Below are 20,137 nucleotides of genomic sequence, written 5' to 3'. Positions count from 1 at the left end.
CTCGCTTGGGAAGTGCTTTAACCTCGCTTGCGAAGTTCTCTTGGCCAGAACCGCCGAGGAAGGAACAACTTTATCACCGTCGATTTCAAGCGGGCATAAGCCGACGGGGCGGGCCTGGCTTCCCCTCTTTTTCTGTGAACTCCCTCACCCGGCTTGCGTTCCTGCCGCTGGACGGGCACGCTCACGGTCGCCGAGGAGGTGACGTCGGCCCGGTGGAGCCCGCGGTGCGCGGGCCGGCGTGGGAAAGACGGCGCGTGGAGCGCCATGGCCGGGCGCGGGGCCTTGCGCGGGGTCAGCGGCTCCTCGGCGGAGCCGCCCGCCGCCACGCGGGCGAGCATGAGGGAGGCGCGCACCGAGTCGAGCCGGGTGTGCGGGTTGATGCGCAGCAGCGCGTCGAGCACCGGGGCGAGCGGCCCGGCCTTGGCCATCGGGATGGGCTCGCCGCTGGTCAGCGCGGCCAGCGCGGCGGCTGCCGTACGGCGTCCGTGCAGGCCGCGGCCCTCGACGGCGGTGTAGAGCGTCGCGCCGAGCGACCACAGGTCGGCGGCGGGGCTGGCCTTGGCGCCGAGCACGCGCTCTGGAGCGATATAGCCGGCGGAGCCGAGCACGATGCCGGCCTGGGTGATGGAGACGTCGCCTTCGAGGGCCGCCAGGCCGAAGTCGGTGAGCACGGCGCGGTCCTCGGTCACCAGCACGTTGCTGGGTTTGACGTCGCGGTGCAGGATGCCCTTGGCGTGCACGGCGCGCAGCGCGCCGAGGATCTGGCGGCCGATCTCGGCGGCGTGGCGCGGCTGGAGCGGTCCCTCCTCCTGGATGAGCTGCTCCAGGGACTTGGCCCGGAGCAGCTCCATCACGATCCACGGCCGGTCGTCCTCGGTGACCACGTCGAAGACGGTGATGACCGACGGGTGGGCGACCATGGCGGTGGCCCGGCCCTCGCGTTCGGTGCGCGCGCACAGCTCGGCGCGCAGCTCCTCGTCGAGCACGGTCGGAAGGCGCACTTCCTTGACCGCGACCTCGCGGTTGAGCAGCTCGTCATGTGCCCGCCACACGGTGCCCATGCCGCCGCGTCCGACCGGTTCGACGAGCCGGTAGCGCGCGGCGAGGAGGTAACCGGAGGGCGCACGCATGCCTGGCAGCTTACCTATTTGTGTAAACCGACCAGTAGAGGCGTGGCCGATAATTTGTTGCGAATCCAAGTCAACCGGTCTGACCGGTGACGTCAGCAAAGCGGGCGGCCACATCCTCCCAGTTGATCAGGCCCCAGAGCTTCTCGACATAGTCCGGGCGCACGTTGCGATACTGCAGGTAGTAGGCGTGCTCCCAGGCGTCGAAGACGAGCAGCGGCGTGGTGTTCATGCCGACGTTGCCGTGGTGGTCGTACACCTGTTCGACGACCAGTCGCCGGCCGAGCGGTTCCCAGGCCAGCACACCCCAGCCGGAGCCCTGCACGGACGCGGTGGCGGTGGTGAGCTGCTTCTGGAACGCCTCGAACGTGCCGAAGTGCTCGTCGATGGCGTCGCGGAGCGGCCCGTCGGGGCGGTCGCCGCCGTCGGGGGAGAGGTTCTGCCAGAAGATCGAGTGCAGTACGTGCCCGGACAGGTTGAACGCGAACGTCTTCTCCAGCCCGACCAGGCCGCCGAACTCGCCCTTGTCGCGGGCCTCGGCGAGCCGTTCCAGCGTGTCGTTGGCGCCCTTGACGTAGGCGGCGTGGTGCTTGGCGTGGTGCAGCTCCAGGATCTCGCCGGTGATGGCGGGCTCCAGCGCCGCGTAGTCGTAGGGCATGTCCGGAAGGGTGTAGTCGCCCATGAGTCCTCCTTCGGTGGTGATCACGACACTATTGCAAGAGATTCGCAGTTGCATCAGCCTTGCGACCTAGGACTCAAGTCGGGCAGCATGGGAGCGCAGTTCGGTCCTGTCCGGGCGGGCGGCTCGCCCCGCCCGCCCGGGTGACCGCACTCCGCTCCTCTTAGACACGCCGCCGGGTAACGGGCAGGCAGTGATTGCTGACGGGAACTCTGGGGACGCGTCAGCAAGTTGTAAGGCTGTGGTAAGGGCACGCAGGCATGCTGGATCTATCGGGCAGGAAGGCACATAAGGAGGCCGAATCTGTCGGTGCCGATCGTCACAATGAAGGCATCAGCCCGAAGCTCGACAGCAACTGACAACCGATCGAGGGACGTGGTGAAGATGCGCCAGATCCAGGTTCGCCGCCGGCCCCGCAGGCCGAGCGGGGCCTCGCTGGACCTTCGCACGCCGTCCGGGCGCCAGCTGCCCTACTGATCAGAATCCAGGAGCGCGCCATCTGAGAGGTGCACGATGTGCAGTCACGTCCCCACTTGTCCGAGTTCCGATTCCCCCGACCGTGAAGCCGCGCACGTGATCTCGGCCCACCCCGACCAGGGCTGGAGCCTGCTCTGCAACGGTGTCGTCCTGTTCGAGGACACCGGCCTGCTGCTGCCCGACGGCAGCGTCGTGGCGCCGCATCGGGTGCCGGTGGCGGCCTGACCGCGCTGCCCGGCACCCTGGGACGTCAGGCGGCTCAGCGCCGCCCGATGCTCAGCACCGGCCCGGTGCGGTCGGTGAAGAAGTCGTCGCCCTTGTCGTCGACCACGATGAACGCCGGGAAGTCGACGACCTCGATCTTCCACACCGCTTCCATGCCGAGCTCGGGGTATTCGAGGACCTCGACCTTCTTGATGCAGTCCTGGGCCAGCCGCGCCGCCGGGCCGCCGATGGAGCCCAGGTAGAAGCCGCCGTACTGCTTGCACGCCTCGGTGACCTGCTTGGACCGGTTGCCCTTGGCGAGCATCACCATCGAGCCGCCGGCCGCCTGGAAGCGCTCGACGTAGGAGTCCATGCGCCCCGCGGTCGTCGGGCCGAACGAGCCGGACGCGTAGCCCTCGGGCGTCTTGGCCGGGCCCGCGTAGTAGACCGCGTGGTCCTTCAGGTATTGCGGCATCTCGCCGCCGTTGTCGAGCAGCTCGCTGATCTTGGCGTGCGCGATGTCGCGGGCGACCACGAGAGGGCCGGTGAGCGACAGCCGCGTCTTGACCGGATATTTCGTGAGCTCGGCGAGGATCTCGGGCATCGGGCGGTTGAGGTCGATGGAGACGACGTCGTCCGACAGGTGCTCGTCGGTCGTCTCGGGCAGGAACCGCGCCGGGTCGGTCTCCAGCTTCTCCAGGAACACGCCCTCCGGCGTGATCTTGGCCAGGGCCTGCCGGTCGGCCGAGCACGACACCGCGATCGCCACCGGGCAGGACGCGCCGTGCCGGGGCAGCCGGATCACCCGCACGTCATGGCAGAAGTACTTGCCGCCGAACTGCGCCCCGATGCCCAGCTTCTGCGTCAGCTCGAAGACCTTGGCCTCCAGCTCCAGGTCGCGGAAGCCGTGGCCGGACGCCGACCCCTCGGTGGGGATCGAGTCGAGGTAGCGGGCGCTGGCGTACTTCGCGGTCTTGAGCGCGTACTCGGCGGACGTGCCGCCGACGACGACCGCGAGATGGTACGGAGGGCACGCGGCGGTGCCGAGCGAGCGGATCTTCTCCTCCAGGAAGGCCATCATCCGCTTCTCGTTGAGCACCGCCTTCGTCTCCTGGTAGAGGAAGGACTTGTTGGCCGAGCCGCCGCCCTTGGCCATGAACAGCAGCTTGTACTCGTCCGGGTGGCCGTGCGGGTCCTCGGCGTAGAGCTCGATCTGCGCGGGCAGGTTGCTGCCGGTGTTCTTCTCCTCCCACATGGTCAGCGGGGCCATCTGGGAGTAACGCAGGTTGAGCCGCGTGTAGGCGTCGTAGACGCCGCGCGAGACGTGCTCGGCGTCGGCCCCGTCGGTCAGCACGTGGCGTCCGCGCTTGCCCATGACGATCGCGGTGCCGGTGTCCTGACACATGGGCAGCACGCCGCCGGCCGAGATGGAGGCGTTCTTCAGCAGGTCGAGCGCGACGAACCGGTCGTTGCCGCTGGACTCGGGGTCATCGACGATCTTGCGGAGCTGGGCGAGGTGCGACGGCCGCAGGAAGTGGGAGATGTCGTGGATCGCCGTCTCGGTGAGCAGCCGCAGCGCTTCGGGCTCCACTTCGAGGAAGGTCCGCCCGGCCGCTTCGATCTTCTTCACCCCATCCGACGTGATCAGCCGATATTCCGTGTCATCGGCGCCCAGGGGAAGCAGATCGGTGTAGTCGAAGTCCGGCATGGTCAGTAGGGTACGCGCTCTCCCGCGCCGTCCGCCGCGCGGTGGTCAGGCCGATGAGGATGCCGACGATGACCAGCCCGGCGCCGAGCAGGTCGTAGCGGGACGGCGTGGCGATGCCCAGCACCAGACCGGTGCTGATGGCCCCCACCGGGATCAGCCCGGCGAACAGCCCGGCCCGCCCCGGCCCGAGCTTCGGCAGTGAGGTGTACCAGAGCAGGAACGCCCCTACGGTCACCACGACCGCCAGGTAGCCGAAGCCCAGCGCCTCGGCGGGCGTCGGCATCCGGAGCATCCCCGTGCCTTCCCGGACGAACCCGGTCACGGCCAGCAGGGGCACGGCCAGGACCGTCGAGTACGTGGACACCCGGATGGCCCCCAGCTTCGGCAGCAGCGGCAGCGCCAGCAGGGAGAAGCCCACCTCGCCCACCAGGGCGACGAGCGCCCACAGCAGGCCGGGCAGGTTGCCGCTGCCGAGCCCGGTGGCGAGCGTGGCCCCGGCGACGACCACCACGGAGCCGGCCAGCAGGCGCGGCGCGGGCCGGCCGCCGGCGATGGCCAGCGCGAGCGGCACGGTGCCGAGCACGGTGCCGACCAGGGCGGGACCCGCCACGCGGGTGGACTCGATCACGGCCACGTTGAAGATCACCAGCCCGACCGTGGTGAGCGCGCCGAGCAGCAGCCACTCGCGGCCCGTCAGCCGGACGAACCGCAGCTTCATCACCCGCGTCACCGCGACCAGGACGACGGCCGCGAGCAGATAGCGCACGGCCTGCCCGCCGTACACGGGATAGGCGTTGACCAGCCCGGACACCCCGGCCAGTGTCCCGACGAGGAACATGGCGGCTGTGGCCCCGGCGACTCCGTTTCTCATGTACGGCATGCTAGGAAGCCAATGGTCTCCGCAAATAGTCCAAAGAGCCGAGGTAAAACAGGACCATTATGGCCGACCTTCATATCGCGATAAATCGCGGCAAGGGGGCGATCGCTGGGCAGATCGCCTCCGAGGTGCGCGACTCCATCCGGCTCGGCAGGCTCACCCCCGGCACCCGCCTGCCCGCCTCCCGCGACCTGGCCGCCGACCTGGGCGTCTCCCGGGGCGTGGTGGTCGAGGCGTACGAGCAGCTCGTCGCCGAGGGCTTCCTGATCTCCCGCGTCGGCTCCGGCACCCAGGTCGCCCCGGCCGCCGCCCGCGCCCCCAGCCCCACGCCGCCCCGGTCAGGGCCGCGCGCCCCCTACTACGGCCACCGCCCCACCTCCCCGGAGCTCGGCCACTTCCCGCGCGAACGCTGGCTGGCCGCCGTCCGCCACGTCCTGGCCACCGTGCCCGCCGACGCCCTCGACTACGGCGACCCCGGCGGCGTCCCCGAGCTCCGTGAGGAGCTGGCCGGCTACCTGCGCCGGGTGCGGGCCGCCGACGTGCGCGCCGAGAACCTGGTCATCGTCGGCGGCGTCGCCCAGGGCCTCAGCCTGATCCTGCACGTGCTCACCCCCGCCGGGCTGGCCGTCGAGGATCCCAGCAGCCACCGTCAGGCGCCCCTGCTGCGCCGCGCCGGGGCCGAGCTGGTGCCCGTCCCGGTGGACGAGGACGGGCTCGACGTCGCCGCCCTGCGGGCCCGCCGGGCCGACTCGGTGCTGGTCACGCCGGCCCACCAGTTCCCGACCGGGGTGGTGCTCTCGCCCGCGCGGCGGGCCGCCCTGCTGGAGTGGGCGCGCGAGGGCGACCGGACGATCCTGGAGGACGACTACGACGCCGAGTTCCGCTTCGACCGCGACCCCGTCGGCTGCCTCCAGGGGCTCGCGCCCGACCGGGTGATCCTGTCCGGCAGCGTCAGCAAGGCGCTGGCGCCGGGCCTGCGCCTGGGCTGGGTGGCCGCCCCCGCCCACCTCGCCGACGCCGTCCGCCGTGCCCGGGGCGAGCTCGACCTCGGCTCCCCGGTCATCGAGCAGTACGCGCTGGCGCACTTCCTGCGCACCGGCGGCTACGACAAGCACCTGCGCCGCATGCGCCGCGAGTATCACCGCCGCCGCGACGCGCTGGTCTCGGCGCTGGCCGAGCACGTGCCCGGCGTCCGGGTGCGCGGCATCGAGGCCGGGCTGCACGCCTACCTGGACCTGCCCGACGGCTGGGACGAGGACGAGGTGGTGGAGGCGGCGCTGGAGCTGGGGCTCTCGGCCGAGGCCGTCGCGCCGATGCGCTCGTCCGCCGGCCCGCCTGCCGTCGTGATCGGCTTCGCCCGGGTGCCCGCCCGCAAGGCCGCGGAGGCCGTACGCGGACTGAAGGTCAGAATGTCTGGACAGGAGTAGGCCGCTCGCCTAGAAAGAAGCCATGCGCGTGGGACTGCTCGGGCTGGGCCGCATCGGCGCCTTCCACGCGGCCACGCTGGCCGCGCATCCGCTGGTGGACGACCTGGTCGTGGCCGACCCGGTGCGCACCTCGCCGCACGGCAGGCCCGGCGACCCGTTCGAGGCCGACGCCGTGGTGATCGCCACGCCCACCGGCACGCACGCCGGGCTGCTGCGCGAGGCCTGCCGGCGCGGCGTCCCGGCCTTCTGCGAGAAGCCCGTCGCCGCCGGCGTCAAGGAGACCGCCGAGGTGCTGGAGGCGGCCCGCGGCCACCGGGTGCAGATCGGGTTCCAGCGCCGCTTCGACGCCGGTTACGCCGCCGCCCGGGCCGCGCTGCGCGCCGGCGAGCTGGGGGAACTGCACCGGGTGCACCTGATCACCGCCGACCCCGCCCCGCCGCCCGCCGCCTACATCCCGCAGTCCGGCGGCATCTACCGCGACTGCCACATCCACGACTTCGACATCCTGCGCTGGGTGACCGGCCGCGAGATCGTCTCCGTGTACGCGACCGGCGCGAACCGGGGCGCCGCCTTCTTCGCCGAGGCCGGCGACGTCGACACCAGCGCCGCGCTGCTCACCCTCGACGACGGCACGCTGGCCACCGTGCAGGGCTCGCGCTACAACGGCGCCGGGTACGACGTCCGCATGGAACTCGCCGGCACCCGGGGGACCCGCGCCGTCGGCCTGGGCCCGCGCGCCCCGCTGTCGTCGGCCGAGGGGCTGCAGCCGCACGGCGAGCCGTGGCCCGACTTCGTCACCCGCTTCGCCGACGCCTACGCGGCCGAGCTCGACGCGTTCCTGCGCGGCGCGCCCGGCCTGTGCCCGATCGAGGACGCCCTGGAAGCCCTGTACGTCGCCGAGGCCGCCGAGCTGTCACGCCGCGAACGCCGCCCGGTCGAGGTCGCCGAGGTGCGCGAACCGGCTACGCCTCGGCCCTGACCCGGGGCGCGAACCCGCGCGCCAGCACGATGATCGCGGCGGCCAGCACGAGCGGGGCGGCGAACGCGACCCGCATGTCGGCGGCCTCGGCGATCGCCCCCACCAGCGCCGAGCCGACGATGAACCCCACGTAGTTGAACAGGTTGACCAGGGCGATCGCGTTGCCGGTGCCCGCCGGGTCGAGCTTGCCCGCCGCCGAGAACGACTGCGGCGCCACCACCGACAGCCCCACGCCCGTCAGCCCGAACGCCACCACGGCCAGCGGCTGGCTGGGCGCCGCCACGATGCCCAGGAAGCCCAGCGTGGCGATCGCGCCGCCGAGCCTGACGATGCCCGCCGAGCCGTAACGCCTGACGGCCAGGTCGCCCGCGAGCCGCACCAGCAGCGTGGTCGCCTGGTAGGCGGCGTAGGCCAGCGGGATCACCCGGGCGTCGGCGGCCAGCGTGTCCTGCATGAAGACCGTGGAGAAGTTCGACACCGCCGCGTCGCCCACGTACAGGAAGGCCATCGCCAGGCAGAGCGGGAGGATCGGCCGGAACGGGACGCGACCGCCTGCCGTGGCCGTCTCCGGGACGGCCCGCTCCTCGGCCGCCGTGTAGAGCTTCGGCCCGGCGGCCAGGGAGCCCGCGACGGCCACGGCCATCGGGATCGCCATGGTCGCCTCCAGCGGCAGCCCGTCGCCCACCGCCGACACCCACAGCGCCCCGGCCAGGCTCAGCACGCTCCACAGGCAGTGGAAACCGTTGAGCACGGCCCGGCCGTAGCGGCGCTCGACCGCGACGCCCTGCATGTTCATGCCCGCGTCGACCGCGCCGACCGCCACCCCGAACAGCAGCAGCGCCGGCACCAGCAGCGGCACGCCCGGCGCGAGCCCGGCCAGTACGACGGCGGCGGCCACCAGCGGCTGGGCCACGCGCAGCAGCGCCTTGCTGCCCAGCCGGGCCGCGATCGAGCCGGCCGCCACGCTGCCGACCCCGGCGAAGACCGGCACGATGAGCAGCAGCACCGTCAGCGCCCCCGTGTCGAGCCGGTGCTTGTCCTGGAGGTGGGCCACCTGGGTGAGCAACGTGGCGAAGGAGAGCCCCTGCACGGCGTAGACGGCGAACGTGGCGAGGCGGGCTTGGCGATCACGCGGGGACGGCACGGCGGCCTCCTGATGGGGGGAATCAAACGTGAGGCGGGGTCAGGTTAGCCCGCCGACGTCTCCTCCACCAGGCCCACCGGCTTGCCCGCCGCCCACACCCCGAGCGCCGTCAGCGCGATCACCTCGATCGCGGCCAGACACCGCTCGACCAGGCCCAGCGGCATCACCTGCCACCACGCCAGACCGCTGCGCGCCCCCACCATCACCACCGCGCCCATGCCCAGCACCCACAGCACCGCCACGATCCCGAACGCGAACGCCGCCAGCGCCGCCCGATGCCGCTCCGCCCGCCACGGCCTGGCGATGATCAACGCCGCCAGCGGCAGGCTCAGAAACGCGATCACGCTGCCCGCCCGATGGATGCTGCCGCTCAGCGACGGCCCCACCGACCAGTCGTGCTTCGGGAACCACGCCGTCACCAGCAGCCCGGCACTCCAGGCCAGCAACGCCACCGTGCCCACCACCCCCGCCAGCCGCCGCCGCGCCAGCGACACGCCGATCGCCGCCGACCCCACCGCCAGCAGCGCGACCCCCAGCCCGAACAGCCACCCCCGCTCACCCAGGCCGTGCTCGCTGATCGTGCGCCGGAACGGGTCCATCTCGCCCAGCGCGGCCAGATCCAGGCCCACGATCAACGCCGCCCCCGCGCCCACCGCGCCCAATCCCCAGCGTGCCGACCGATGCACGAACACCCCTCCCGACGCCTGCCTGTCCGGCTCAACGGCCGCAATCTCAGGGAGATTCCGGGGTCCGCTCCCGCGGAGCGCCGGATATTGTCAGAACTGTGAACGAACGCCCCGGGTCCTGGTTGCCGCGCCTGCAAGAAGTCGGTGAGCGCCTGGCCGAGGAGTGGGTGTCCGCCCGCCGCCCGGCCCAGGAAGGCGCGCCCCAGCCACACGAGCTGCGCGCCTCCGACGCCGACCGCGAACGCATCGCCCAGGTGCTCCAGGACGCCCACGCCGACGGCCGGATCACGCTGGAGGAGCTCGAAGAGCGCCTCACCACCCTCTACGCGGCCCGCACGCTCGGGGAGATCGCCCAGCTCACCGCCGACCTGCTGCCCGCCGACCAGCAGCCGCTCAACCTCGACGGCCGGCCCGTCTCCGCCGTCTTCAAGAAGCAGGAACGCGGCGGCCGGTGGGTGGTGCCCGCCGAGCTGTCGGTCACCGCCATGTTCGGCACCACCAAGCTCGACCTGCGCGACGCGATCCTGCAGAACCGGCGCATCGTCATCAACGCCACCCTCGTCTTCGGCGGGCTGGAGATCCACGTGCCCGAAGACCTGGAGGTCATCCGCGTCACCAAGGACAAGACCGTCAGGCTCACCAAGCAGCCCACCGAGCCCGGCGCCCCCGTCGTCGAGGTGCGCACCAGCAACTTCGCCGGCGAGGTCAAGGTCAAGGAGCCGCCCCGCCGCAAGCGCCGCCGCGGCTGACGCTCCCGCTCAGCCCGCCGTGTCGAAGTTGATCGCGCTGTAGGCGCGCAGCTTCCACAGCTGGTGCTCGCTCTCCACCTTGCGGATCGTGCCCGAGCGCCCGCGCATCACCAGCGACTGCGTCACCGCCACCCCGCCGCGGAAGCGCACGCCGTCCATCAGCTCGCCCTGGGTGATGCCCGTCGCGGCGAAGAACACGTCGTCGGACCTGACCAGGTCGTTCGTGGTCAGCACCTGGCTCAGGTCGTGGCCGGCGTCGATCGCCCTGGCCCGCTCGGCGTCGTCACGCGGCCACAGCTTGCCCTGGATGACGCCGCCCAGGCACTTGAGCGCGCACGCCGCCACGATGCCCTCGGGCGTGCCGCCGATGCCCAGCATCAGGTCGATGCCGGTGCCGCCGCGCGCCGCCATGATCGCGCCCGCCACGTCGCCGTCGGTGATAAACTTGATCCGCGCGCCCGTCTCCCTGATCTCCTTGACCAGCCGCTCGTGCCGGGGCCGGTCCAGGATCACCACCGTGACGTCGGCCGCCGAACAGTGCTTGGCCTTGGCCACCGCGGCGATGTTCGCCGCCACCGGCGCCTCGATGTCCACCACGTCGGCCGCCTCCGGCCCCGTGACCAGCTTCTCCATGTAGAACACGGCCGACGGGTCGTACATCGACCCGCGCTCGCTCACCGCGATCACCGACACCGCGTCGGGCATGCCCAGCGCCGTCAGCCTGGTGCCGTCGATCGGATCGACCGCCACGTCACACTCAGGGCCACCGCCGTCGCCGACCCGCTCCCCGTTGAACAGCATCGGAGCGTGATCCTTCTCACCCTCGCCGATCACCACCACCCCGTTCATCGACACGGTGTTGATCAGCTGGCGCATCGCGTTCACCGCGGCGCCGTCGGCGCCGTTCTTGTCGCCCCTGCCGACCCAGCGGGCGGCCGCCATCGCCGCCGCCTCTGTAACGCGTACGAGCTCCAAGGCGAGATTCCGGTCAGGGGCGTGCTCGCCCGTAGCAAGTGCAGCCGGAACCGACGTCTGATCGGACATGATGAAGGGCCTCCTCGTGGACGACTATCCCGATCGTAGTTGTCCCTGTATCCCCGGTCAGCGGAGGATAATGTGCCAGCCATGAGCAGCGAAGTGGAACAGCCGGTCACGGCCCGCACCTCCGAGCGGGGCGCGGCCACGCGCAGCGCTCTCCTGAGGGCCGCCCGCGACGTGTTCGTCTCCAAGGGCTTCGCCGAGGCGGGCGTCACCGACGTCGTGGCCAAGGCCGAGGCCAGCGTCGGCAGCCTCTACCACCACTTCGCCGGCAAGGCCGACCTCTACCTGACGCTGTTCGAGGAGTTCCAGGCCCGGCAGACCCAGCGGACCAAGCAGGCCGCCCGCGACGTGCGCGACAGCGGCGAGAGCGATCCCATGCGGGTCTTCCTCGCCGCCGCCCGCGCCTACCTCGACGGCTGCCTCGAAGAACGCGAGCTCGCCGCCCTTTTCCTGCGTGGCGACGGGCCGCCCGGGTTCGAGGTGGTCATGCGCGACCGGCTGCGCACCTGGGCCCGGCGCAACGCCGCGCTCTTCGACGACTCCGAGAACGCCCTCGTCGTCGTCATCACCGGCGCACTCGCCGCCGCCGTCAGCGAAGTCGTCCAGACAGGCGACCGGGCGCTCGCCGACGACGTCCTCGCCATCGTCGGACGCATTCGCCCGACCGGCGACGCCACCGGGTAACCTCGCCAAGTGTGCGACGGTTCACCGAAGGTTTCTACGGCTACGCGGTAGCCCTGTTCGTCTGTTTCGGGGCGGTAGGGCTGTTCCTGCTCATCACCCCGCAGAGCCAGGGCGAGCACATCCCGAAGCTCGACTACACGATCACGGTGGCCAACTTCGCCCGCACCGTCCCCTACCAGGTGTGGGCCCCCGCCAAGGACCCCGAAGGCTGGATCCCCAACAGCAACCGGATCGCCAAGGGCGAAGGCAAGGCCCAGGTGCTCCACGTCGGCTACGCCACCAAGGCCCGCCAGCACGCCATGCTCATCCAGAGCGACGAGAAGCCGGCGGCGGGGTTCGCCAGCCGCATGGCCAACTCCGACAAGCCCACCGGCACCCAGGACGTCAACGGCCAGCAGTGGGAGCGGCGCTTCCGCGAGGACAAGAACCAGCGGACGCTCATCCGCATGCTGCCCGACGTGACGCTCGTCGTGACCGGCACCGCCGACTGGACCGAGCTCGGCCAGCTCGCCGCCACCCTCCAGCAGCGCCCCAAGCCCGCCACCTGAGCCACCCTCCGAGCTTCCAGCGGGGCCCCCTCGCTCCGGGAGTGGAACCCTCGGCCCTCGCGTTCGGGGTTTCAGGTCCCTGTGCGGGCTGTGGGGCGTGTTCTGTCGGGTGGGGCCCCTAGGGTTGGAGGGTGGCAGATGACAAGGCACCCTCATACGAGCAGGCCCGCGAGGAGCTGACCGAGGTGGTGCGCCGCCTGGAGACCGGCGGGCTCACCCTGGAACAGTCCATCGAGCTCTGGGAGCGGGGCGAGAAGCTGGCCGCGATCTGCGAGGAGTGGCTCCAGGGCGCCCGGGTCAAGCTGGCCGCCGCGATGGCGCGCCGGTCCGACCCGTCGGCCACGCCGGGCGACGCCCCCTTTTAGCCTGCCCCCTTCTAGCCTGCCGCGTACTAGCTGCGGTGCAGGGCCACGACCGGGATGCGGCGGGTGGTCCTGGCCTCGTACTCGGCGAACGTGGCGGCGACGGCCACCATCCGCGCGTAGAGCTCGTCACGCTCGGCGCCTTCGACGAACTCGGCCTTGACCTCGAACGTCTCGGTCCCGATCTCGGCCGTGGCCACGGGGTTGGCGCGCAGGTTGTGATACCAGGCCGGGTGGTGGTCGGCTCCCGCGTTGGAGGCGATGATCACGTAGCGGTCGCCGTCTTTCAGATACATCACCGGGGTCGTCGTTGGCTTGCCCGACTTGGCGCCGGTCGTGGTGAGCAGCACCAGGTCGGAGCCCTCGAAGTAGCCGCCCACGCGTCCGCCGTTGGCCCGGAACTCGTCGATGACCTGCTGGTTGAAGTCGTTCGCCATGATTCCCACCTCTAATCGGAGAACTCTCCGTTCTCAACCGCGGAGCCTAAACGGAGATTCCTCCGGTTGCAATCGCTATGCTCAGCGTGTGCGCCGACAGTTGCCAGTGATCGGGCAGCCGCAGCCGGAGCGGGCCGACGCGGCGCGAAACCGGCAGAAGATCATCGACTGTGCCACCCGCCTGATCGCCGAACGGGGAGCCGACCAGCTCTCCCTCGACGAGATCGCCCGCGAGGCGTGCGTGGGCGTCGGCACCGTCTACCGCCGCTTCGGCGACCGCGCCGGGCTCGTCTACGCCCTCGTCGACGAGCGCGAACGGCGCTTCCAGGAGGCGTTCATGACCGGGCCGCCGCCGGTCGGGCCGGGGGCGGAGCCCGTCGAGCGCATCAGGGCGTTCCTCGCCGCGCTCGTCGACCGGATCGTCGAGCAGCTCGACCTGTTCATGCTCCTGGAGACCGGGCCGCCCAAGGCCATGTTCGGCGGGCCGTACAAGGTCCATCATCGGCATCTGACCACGCTGATCGCGCAGGTCAGGCCCGGCTCACGCGCCGGCTTCCTGGCCGACGCGCTGCTCGCCTCCGCCACCGCCCGGCTGATCTCCTATCAGCGCGAGGAACGGGGGCTGAGCGTCGAGGAGATCAAGGCCGGGTTCGACGAGCTGGCGCTGGCGCTCGTCACTCCCCGGCAGGCTCAGCACGCACCGTCACCCGGTCGTCCGGCAGCCGCACCGTGAGCACGGCGCCCGGCTCGATGTCGGCGGCCCGCCGCACCACCTCACCCGACGGGTGCTGGACGATCGCGTAACCGCGCTCCAGCGTGGCCGCGGGCGACAGGGCGACCAGACGCGCCCGTACGTGCGTGAGATCGTCGCCGGCCCGGTCGAGCGAGGACGTCAGCGAACGCCTGGCCCGCTCGCGCAGCGCGTCGACCTGCTCGGCGCGGCGCTCCAGCTCGCGCACCGGATCGGCCAGCGAAGGGCGGGAGCGCACCGAGGTCAGCCACGACATCTCGCGGTCGAGCCAGCCGCCCACCACCCGGCGGCCCCGGTCACGCAACTGGCGGACCAGCGTGAGCTGCTCGCCGACGTCGGGCACCACCTTCTTGGCGGCGTCGGTCGGGGTGGAGGCGCGTACGTCGGCCACCAGGTCGAGCAGCGGGCTGTCCTGCTCGTGGCCGATCGCGCTCACAACCGGCGTGCGGGACGCGGCCACGGCCCTGACCAGCGTCTCGTCGGAGAACGGCAGCAGATCCTCCAGCGACCCGCCGCCCCGGGCGATGACGATCACCTCGACCGAGGAGTCGGCGTCGAGCCTGGACAGCGCCTCGGTCACCTCGCCCACCGCGTAAGGGCCCTGGACCGCGACCTCCTCGACCTTGAACCGCACCGCCGGCCAGCGACGCCTGGCGTTCTCCAGCACGTCGCGCTCGGCCGCCGAGTCACGGCCGCAGATCAGCCCCACCGTGCCCGGCAGGAACGGCAGCCGCCGCTTCCTGTCGGCGTTGAACAGGCCCTCGGCCGCCAGCAGCCGGCGCAGCCGCTCAAGACGCGCCAGCAGCTCGCCGACGCCCACCGGGCGGATCTCCAGCGCCGTGAAGGCGAACGAGCCCCTGTTGACCCAGAAGTCCGGCTTGACGTGCACCACGACCCGCGCGCCGTCGGCCGGGCGCGGCTCGGTCGCCTCGTAGACGCCGCGCGGGGCCGTGACCCGGGCCGACACGTTGGCCACCGGGTCGCGCAACGTCAGGAAGACCGTGCCGCCGCGGGCGCTCAGGTCGGTGATCTGACCCTCGACCCACACCGTGCCCAGCTTGCCGATCCAGCCGCCCACCATCTGCAGGACGGTGCGGACCGGCAGGGGCGCCTCGGGGGTGGTCTTCGAGCTCATGCCCGAAGCCTACGGTGCCGCGCCGACTATTCCCCGGCCTGCAGCTTGGCCAGCCGGTTCTCGTACATCTTGACGACCTCGGGGCGGGCGGCCGTCGCCTGCTCGTAGGCGAGGCAGGCGCCGATCTGCTCGGCGGACTTGCCGCGCATCCGGGCGCGCAGCGAGGCGACGCTCAGCTCGGAGTAGCCGGGCATCGGCTCCACCAGGCCCGTCTCCTTCACCGGGGTGGCCACGGCCGGAGCGGTCTCCTGCGCGGGGGCCTCCTTGGCGGGAGTGGCCTCGACGGCCTCGGCCAGCTTGTCGGCCTTCGCGGCCTTGGGAGCCTTGGGCGTGCTGGTCTTGGCGGGGCTGGTCTTGGCGGGCGCCTTCGCGGCGGGCTTGGCGGCGGGCTTGGCGGCGGCCTTGGGCTTGGCCTTCGGCTTCTCGGCCACGGTCTCGGCGACGGTCTCGGCCACAGACGGCTCAGGCGCGGCGACGGCGTCAGGCGCGGCAGCGGCCTCCGGCTTGACCTCGGCGACGGGCTCAGGCACGGCAGCGGGCTTGGGCTCGGCGACGGGCTCCGGCTTGGGCTCGGTGGTGGGCTCGGCCTTGAGGTCGGCGGCGGCCTCGGGCTTGGCCTCCGGGGCGGCGGGCTCCGGCTTGGCCTCCGTGGGGGCGGGCTTGGGCTGGGGAGCGGCGGCGGCCTCGGCGGCGGGCTTGTGGACGGCCTCGGCCTGGGCCTCGTCCTGCTTGGGCGCCGGGGTGAAGATGACCGGGTCGGGCTTGGTCTTGGAGGTGCCGTTGGGCGCGGCGGCGTCGGGCCGGGGCGCGAAGATGACCGGCTCCCTGCGGGCCGGCTTGTCCTCCTCCTCGGCGGCAACCGCGTCGGCGGGACGGGAGTCGCGCTCCTCCTGCTTCTCCTCCTCTTCCTTGCTCCCCAGTCCCTTGATCGAGTTCTTCACCCGGTCGACGAACTGGAGGGCGTGCCCGGCGATGCTGAGCGTGCCCTGGACGAAGAGGACGGGCAGGTCACGGGCCTTGCCCTTGAGCTCGTCCTTGTCGGTGACGGTCTTGGTGATGTTGCGTATCACGTCGCTGAGGGACATGTACGTCTCCCTGGGAGGTCAGTATTGGACGGCCAGTCTGGCAAAAGGCGGGCAACCGCGCACGCTCGGGCTTGCTGGTCGTTCCACGTAGCATAAGAAGTATGGAGCCCCAGACGTCCACTTCCCGCCGCGTCCTCGTGGCCAGGCCGCGCGGCTACTGCGCCGGAGTCGATCGAGCCGTTGTCGCGGTCGAGAAGGCCTTGGAGCAGTACGGCGCGCCGATCTACGTGCGCAAGCAGATCGTGCACAACACGCACGTGGTCAAGACGCTCGAGGCCAAGGGGGCCATCTTCGTCGAGGAGACCGAAGAGGTGCCCGAGGGCGAGATCGTGGTGTTCTCGGCGCACGGCGTCTCGCCCGCCGTGCACGGCGAGGCCAAGGAGCGCGGCCTGCGCACCATCGACGCCACCTGCCCGCTGGTGACGAAGGTGCACAACGAGGCCAAGCGCTTCGCGAGCCAGGACTACGACATCCTGCTCATCGGGCACGAGGGTCACGAGGAGGTGGAGGGCACCTCCGGCGAGGCGCCCGACCACATCCAGCTCGTCGACGGCCTCGACTCGGTCGACCGCGTCCAGGTGAAGGACCCGAGCAAGCTCGTCTGGCTGTCGCAGACGACGCTGTCGGTCGACGAGACGACCGAGACCGTGGCCCGGCTCAAGGAGCGCTTCCCGACGCTCATCGACCCGCCGAGCGACGACATCTGCTACGCGACGCAGAACCGGCAGGTCGCCGTCAAGGAGATCGCCGCGCAGTCGCAGCTCGTGATCGTCGTCGGCTCGGAGAACTCGTCCAACTCCAAGCGCCTGGTGGAGGTGGCCAAGGACTATGGCGCCGACGCCTCCTACCTGGTCGACAACGCCTCGTTCATCCGTGACGAGTGGCTCGACGGCGTCACCACCGTCGGCGTCACCAGCGGCGCGTCCGTGCCGGAGGAGCTGGTCGAGCAGGTGCTCGAGCGGCTGGCCGGCCACGGGTTCGGCGACGTGGAGGAGGTCGAGCCGGTGCAGGAGAGCATGCGTTTCGCCCTGCCGCACGAGCTCCGCAAGGACCTGCGCGCGTCCTGACCCACGATCGGCCCGTACGGGATCCCGTACGGGCTAGTCGTCGCCCCGGGGGGTGCCGTAGACCTTCGGCTCGAAGTAGCCCTCGGGCTCGGGGACGAACGGCTGGCGCGGGCGCGGCACGTCGGCGCCCGCCCGCAGCTCCTCGCGCAGCTCACGCACGTTGTCGCGCAGGCCGCGCCCCCAGGCGATGCCGAGCACCACGGCCGAGCCGGCGAACAGCCAGGGCGCGCCGCGTGACAGCGAGCTGTAGAGGCCGAGCGCCAGCGACTGCACGATGCCCACGGAGCTGAGCGCCCGCCCGAGCTCGACGAAGAGGGTGGCGACGAAGAACACCAGCGGCGGCGTGACGACCAGCGACAGCAGCTCGCGTGGATTGACCAGGAGCACCGCGAGCAGGCACGCCGCCACGAACGCGACGCCGACCAGCGCCTCGATGCCGGCGACCGCGGCCAGCACGTAGCCGGCGAGCGTGGCGAGCAGCGTGAGCGCGATGGCGCCGCGGGCGGTCAGCCTGACGGCAGATCTCTTGCCTTTCCCGGTCATCGGACCCGCCCCCCTTTATTGCGACCCGTTGGCCAACTTACCGTTCGTGTGCGGGAGGAGAGACGTGGTTTCGAGCAGTTCGGGGGAGGCCAGGGGCCTGGGCACGCCTTCGAGCGTCTCCGGCGTGGCCAGCTCGCCGTCGACCACGCCCAGATCGTGCAGCTTGCGCGCGGTGACGAGGACCCGGCTCTCCAGGGAGCCGACCGTCTTGTTGTACGCCTCCACCGTACGCGCCAGCGAACGGCCCAGCGACTCCACGTTGCGGCCCATCGAGGACAGTCTTTCGTACAGCTCCTTGCCCAGCTCGAACACCGCGCGGGCGTTCTCGCTGAGCGCGGCCTGCTGCCAGGCGTAGTGGGCGGTGCGCAGCATGGTGATCAGCGTCGTCGGGGTGGCGATGTGCACCCGGCGGGCCATCGCGTACTCCAGCAGCCCGGGGTCGCGCTCCAGCGCCGGTGACAGGAACGCCTCGCCCGGGATGAACAGGACGACGAACTCCGGCGACGGGTTGAACCCCTGCCAGTAGGACTTGGCGGCCAGCCGGTCGATGTGCTCGCGGATGTGGCGGGCGTGGGCGTCGAGGCGTACGGAGGCCAGTGACTCGTCGGCGGCCTCGGCGGCCTCCAGGTAGGCGGCGAGCGAGACCTTGGAGTCGACCACGATGTTCTTGCCGCCGGCCAGGCGCACCACCATGTCGGGCCGCATCGCGCCCTCGGTGACCTGTTCGTCGAAGTCGCAGTGCCGCTGCATCCCGGCGATCTCGGCGACGCGGCGCAGCTGCATCTCGCCCCAGCGCCCGCGCGCCTCGGGCCGTTGCAGCGCGCGCACCAGCGCCGTCGTCTGGGCGCGGAGCTGTTCGTGGCTCTGCCGGACGAACTCCATCTGCTGGGTCAGCTCGGCGCTCGCGGCCCGGCGTCCCGACTCGGTGTCGCGCAGCTGCGACTCGACCCGCGCCAGCGCGTCCTTCAGCGGCTCCACCAGGTGTTCGACGGCCTGCCTGCGCTGGTCGAGGTCGCCGGTGGCCTCGGCGCGGGTGGCGGCCAGCCGCGTCTCGGCCAGCTCCAGGAAGCGCACGTTGTTGACGTCGAGCGCCCGGGTGGACAGGGCCTGGAAGCGTTCGGCGAGCTGTTCCTCGACGTAGACGAGCTTGTCGGCGGCGGCCTTGGCGCGCGCGTCGGACTCGGCCACCCGCACCGCCGCCCGCGTGCGCGCCACCAGGAATCCGATGGCCGCGCCGACGAGCAGCCCGATGAGGAGGGAGACGACATCCATCCACACGATGATGGCAGCCCTGCCGCGCCGGGACGGGTCCCGACACGCGACACAGTAAACTCGCTGGACGTGAGCCTCTCTATCGGCATCGTCGGCCTGCCCAACGTCGGCAAGTCCACGCTTTTCAACGCGCTGACCAAGACCGGCAACGCCCTGGCGGCCAACTACCCGTTCGCGACGATCGAGCCCAACGTGGGCATCGTCGGCGTGCCCGACGACCGGCTGCCCGTGCTGGCCAAGATCTTCGGCTCGGCCCGGATCCTGCCGGCCAAGGTGGAGTTCGTGGACATCGCCGGGCTGGTCAAGGGCGCGTCCGAGGGGCAGGGCAGGGGCAACCAGTTCCTCGCCAACATCCGCGACACCGACGCGATCTGCCAGGTGATCCGGGTCTTCGGCGACCCCGACGTGACGCACGTCGACGGGGAGATCTCGCCCAAGCGCGACATCGAGACGATCAACACCGAGCTGATCATGGCTGACCTGCAGACGGTGGAGAAGGCGATCCCGCGCCTGCAGAAGGAGTCGCGCCACAACAAGGACAAGAAGGGCGCGCTGGAGGCCGCAGAGGCCGCGCTCAAGGTCCTGGAGACCGGCAAGACGGTCTTCGAGGCCCAGCTCGACGGCGAGGAGCTGCGCGAGCTCCACCTGCTGACGGCCAAGCCGTTCCTCTACGTGTTCAACCTCGACGCCGACGAGCTGGTCGACGACGACCTGCGGGCCCAGCTGTCGGCCCTGGTCGCGCCGGCCGAGGCGGTGTTCCTCGACGCCAAGATCGAGTCGGAGCTGGTGGAGCTCGACGACGAGGAGGCACTGGAGCTGCTGCAGTCGGTCGGCCAGCAGGAGTCGGGCCTGTCGCAGCTCGCCCGGGTCGGCTTCGAGACGCTCGGGCTGCAGACCTACCTGACGGCCGGGCCGAAGGAGACCAGGGCCTGGACGATCCGCAAGGGCGCCACCGCGCCCGAGGCGGCCGGCGTCATCCACACCGACTTCCAGCGCGGCTTCATCAAGGCCGAGGTCGTCTCGTTCGACGACCTGGTGGAGGCCGGCTCGATCGCCAGCGCCCGCTCGGCCGGCAAGGCCCGGATCGAGGGCAAGGACTACGTGATGCGCGACGGCGACGTGGTGGAGTTCCGCTTCAACGTCTAACGTGGGCGC

The 20,137-nt window shown here is 71.4% G+C and carries 22 protein-coding genes; 10 read left to right on the top strand and 12 right to left on the bottom strand.

The genetic code is table 11. From position 1 onward, the window contains the following. Positions 1–17: 17 nt before the first annotated feature. Together AB0J53_RS26235 and AB0J53_RS26230 are read right to left on the bottom strand one after the other, a co-directional pair. The gene (locus AB0J53_RS26235; protein ID WP_219504968.1) at positions 18–1,130 is read right to left on the bottom strand and encodes a serine/threonine-protein kinase; all 1,113 of its coding nucleotides are present in this window, start codon (positions 1,128–1,130) and stop codon (positions 18–20) included. A 70-nt stretch (positions 1,131–1,200) separates the two neighbouring features. Next, positions 1,201–1,809 carry a superoxide dismutase gene (locus AB0J53_RS26230; protein WP_219504966.1) on the bottom strand — a complete coding sequence of 203 codons (609 nt, stop codon included), beginning with the start codon at positions 1,807–1,809 and terminating at the stop codon, positions 1,201–1,203. Positions 1,810–2,319: 510 nt separating this feature from the next. On the opposite strand from AB0J53_RS26230, the gene AB0J53_RS26225 reads away from it, so the two are divergent. Continuing rightward, positions 2,320–2,508 (top strand): DUF5999 family protein, encoded by a 189-nt coding sequence (locus tag AB0J53_RS26225; protein ID WP_357586301.1) that lies wholly within the window; start codon positions 2,320–2,322, stop codon positions 2,506–2,508. A 34-nt stretch (positions 2,509–2,542) separates the two neighbouring features. On the opposite strand, the gene AB0J53_RS26220 is transcribed toward AB0J53_RS26225, so the two are convergent. Then, complete coding sequence (locus AB0J53_RS26220; RefSeq protein ID WP_364176821.1) at positions 2,543–4,195, bottom strand: fumarate hydratase; 1,653 nt, start codon at positions 4,193–4,195, stop codon at positions 2,543–2,545. Next, entirely contained in the window at positions 4,149–5,066 is a 918-nt protein-coding gene (locus tag AB0J53_RS26215) for a DMT family transporter (protein ID WP_364176817.1), read from the bottom strand. The genes AB0J53_RS26220 and AB0J53_RS26215 overlap by 47 nt, the downstream gene beginning before the upstream one ends. 68 nt (positions 5,067–5,134) lie before the next feature. On the opposite strand from AB0J53_RS26215, the gene AB0J53_RS26210 reads away from it, so the two are divergent. Both AB0J53_RS26210 and AB0J53_RS26205 read left to right on the top strand, forming a co-directional pair. Then, the gene (locus tag AB0J53_RS26210) at positions 5,135–6,499 is read left to right on the top strand and encodes a PLP-dependent aminotransferase family protein (protein WP_364176814.1); all 1,365 of its coding nucleotides are present in this window, start codon (positions 5,135–5,137) and stop codon (positions 6,497–6,499) included. Between the two features lie 22 nt (positions 6,500–6,521). Beyond that, the gene (locus AB0J53_RS26205; protein WP_364176811.1) at positions 6,522–7,478 is read left to right on the top strand and encodes a Gfo/Idh/MocA family oxidoreductase; all 957 of its coding nucleotides are present in this window, start codon (positions 6,522–6,524) and stop codon (positions 7,476–7,478) included. Here the strand turns inward: AB0J53_RS26205 and AB0J53_RS26200 are convergent. Both AB0J53_RS26200 and AB0J53_RS26195 read right to left on the bottom strand, forming a co-directional pair. Then, positions 7,462–8,622, bottom strand: coding sequence for an MFS transporter (locus AB0J53_RS26200; protein ID WP_364176808.1), 1,161 nt, complete (start codon positions 8,620–8,622; stop codon positions 7,462–7,464). The genes AB0J53_RS26205 and AB0J53_RS26200 overlap by 17 nt on opposite strands. A 44-nt stretch (positions 8,623–8,666) precedes the next feature. Further along, on the bottom strand, positions 8,667–9,308 hold the full coding sequence (locus tag AB0J53_RS26195) for a DUF998 domain-containing protein (RefSeq protein ID WP_364176806.1): 642 nt from the start codon (positions 9,306–9,308) through the stop codon (positions 8,667–8,669). 98 nt (positions 9,309–9,406) lie between these two features. On the opposite strand from AB0J53_RS26195, the gene AB0J53_RS26190 reads away from it, so the two are divergent. Beyond that, the gene (locus tag AB0J53_RS26190; protein ID WP_364176803.1) at positions 9,407–10,057 is read left to right on the top strand and encodes a DUF1707 domain-containing protein; all 651 of its coding nucleotides are present in this window, start codon (positions 9,407–9,409) and stop codon (positions 10,055–10,057) included. 9 nt (positions 10,058–10,066) lie between these two features. Here AB0J53_RS26190 and glpX read toward each other — a convergent pair whose 3' ends face one another. Further along, complete coding sequence (gene glpX / locus AB0J53_RS26185) at positions 10,067–11,101, bottom strand: class II fructose-bisphosphatase (protein ID WP_219504952.1); 1,035 nt, start codon at positions 11,099–11,101, stop codon at positions 10,067–10,069. 81 nt (positions 11,102–11,182) lie between these two features. Between glpX and AB0J53_RS26180 the strand changes: the two genes are divergently transcribed. The 3 genes from AB0J53_RS26180 to AB0J53_RS26170 all read left to right on the top strand — a co-directional run bounded on the left by AB0J53_RS26180 (position 11,183) and on the right by AB0J53_RS26170 (position 12,695). Continuing rightward, on the top strand, positions 11,183–11,782 hold the full coding sequence (locus tag AB0J53_RS26180; protein WP_219504951.1) for a TetR/AcrR family transcriptional regulator: 600 nt from the start codon (positions 11,183–11,185) through the stop codon (positions 11,780–11,782). Positions 11,783–11,793: 11 nt separating this feature from the next. After that, positions 11,794–12,330, top strand: coding sequence for a DUF4245 domain-containing protein (locus AB0J53_RS26175; RefSeq protein ID WP_364176798.1), 537 nt, complete (start codon positions 11,794–11,796; stop codon positions 12,328–12,330). Between the two features lie 131 nt (positions 12,331–12,461). Then, entirely contained in the window at positions 12,462–12,695 is a 234-nt protein-coding gene (locus tag AB0J53_RS26170) for an exodeoxyribonuclease VII small subunit (protein WP_364176795.1), read from the top strand. Between the two features lie 26 nt (positions 12,696–12,721). Here AB0J53_RS26170 and AB0J53_RS26165 read toward each other — a convergent pair whose 3' ends face one another. Further along, on the bottom strand, positions 12,722–13,129 hold the full coding sequence (locus AB0J53_RS26165) for a nitroreductase family deazaflavin-dependent oxidoreductase (protein ID WP_364176792.1): 408 nt from the start codon (positions 13,127–13,129) through the stop codon (positions 12,722–12,724). Positions 13,130–13,217: 88 nt separating this feature from the next. On the opposite strand from AB0J53_RS26165, the gene AB0J53_RS26160 reads away from it, so the two are divergent. Continuing rightward, on the top strand, positions 13,218–13,862 hold the full coding sequence (locus tag AB0J53_RS26160) for a TetR/AcrR family transcriptional regulator (protein WP_364176789.1): 645 nt from the start codon (positions 13,218–13,220) through the stop codon (positions 13,860–13,862). Here AB0J53_RS26160 and xseA read toward each other — a convergent pair. Together xseA and AB0J53_RS26150 are read right to left on the bottom strand one after the other, a co-directional pair. After that, positions 13,804–15,015 carry an exodeoxyribonuclease VII large subunit gene (gene xseA, locus AB0J53_RS26155; protein ID WP_219504946.1) on the bottom strand — a complete coding sequence of 404 codons (1,212 nt, stop codon included), beginning with the start codon at positions 15,013–15,015 and terminating at the stop codon, positions 13,804–13,806. The genes AB0J53_RS26160 and xseA overlap by 59 nt on opposite strands. Positions 15,016–15,041: 26 nt before the next feature. Continuing rightward, positions 15,042–16,100 (bottom strand): hypothetical protein, encoded by a 1,059-nt coding sequence (locus tag AB0J53_RS26150; protein WP_364176785.1) that lies wholly within the window; start codon positions 16,098–16,100, stop codon positions 15,042–15,044. 101 nt (positions 16,101–16,201) lie between these two features. On the opposite strand from AB0J53_RS26150, the gene AB0J53_RS26145 reads away from it, so the two are divergent. Further along, positions 16,202–17,167, top strand: a complete 966-nt coding sequence (locus AB0J53_RS26145; protein WP_219504942.1) for a 4-hydroxy-3-methylbut-2-enyl diphosphate reductase — start codon at positions 16,202–16,204, stop codon at positions 17,165–17,167. Between the two features lie 33 nt (positions 17,168–17,200). On the opposite strand, the gene AB0J53_RS26140 is transcribed toward AB0J53_RS26145, so the two are convergent. Together AB0J53_RS26140 and AB0J53_RS26135 are read right to left on the bottom strand one after the other, a co-directional pair. Continuing rightward, positions 17,201–17,710 carry a DUF6542 domain-containing protein gene (locus AB0J53_RS26140; protein ID WP_219504940.1) on the bottom strand — a complete coding sequence of 170 codons (510 nt, stop codon included), beginning with the start codon at positions 17,708–17,710 and terminating at the stop codon, positions 17,201–17,203. A 15-nt stretch (positions 17,711–17,725) separates the two neighbouring features. Further along, the gene (locus AB0J53_RS26135) at positions 17,726–18,982 is read right to left on the bottom strand and encodes a DNA recombination protein RmuC (protein WP_364176781.1); all 1,257 of its coding nucleotides are present in this window, start codon (positions 18,980–18,982) and stop codon (positions 17,726–17,728) included. A gap of 69 nt (positions 18,983–19,051) precedes the next feature. Here AB0J53_RS26135 and ychF point away from each other — a divergent pair, with 69 nt between their 5' ends. After that, entirely contained in the window at positions 19,052–20,128 is a 1,077-nt protein-coding gene (ychF, locus tag AB0J53_RS26130) for a redox-regulated ATPase YchF (protein ID WP_364176778.1), read from the top strand. Positions 20,129–20,137 lie beyond the last annotated feature (9 nt).

Source organism: Nonomuraea sp. NPDC049725 (assembly GCF_040674795.1).
Lineage (GTDB): Bacteria > Actinomycetota > Actinomycetes > Streptosporangiales > Streptosporangiaceae > Nonomuraea > Nonomuraea ceibae.
Note: the sequence above shows the minus strand (reverse complement) of the source record. Positions and strands in the feature narration are given on the sequence as shown.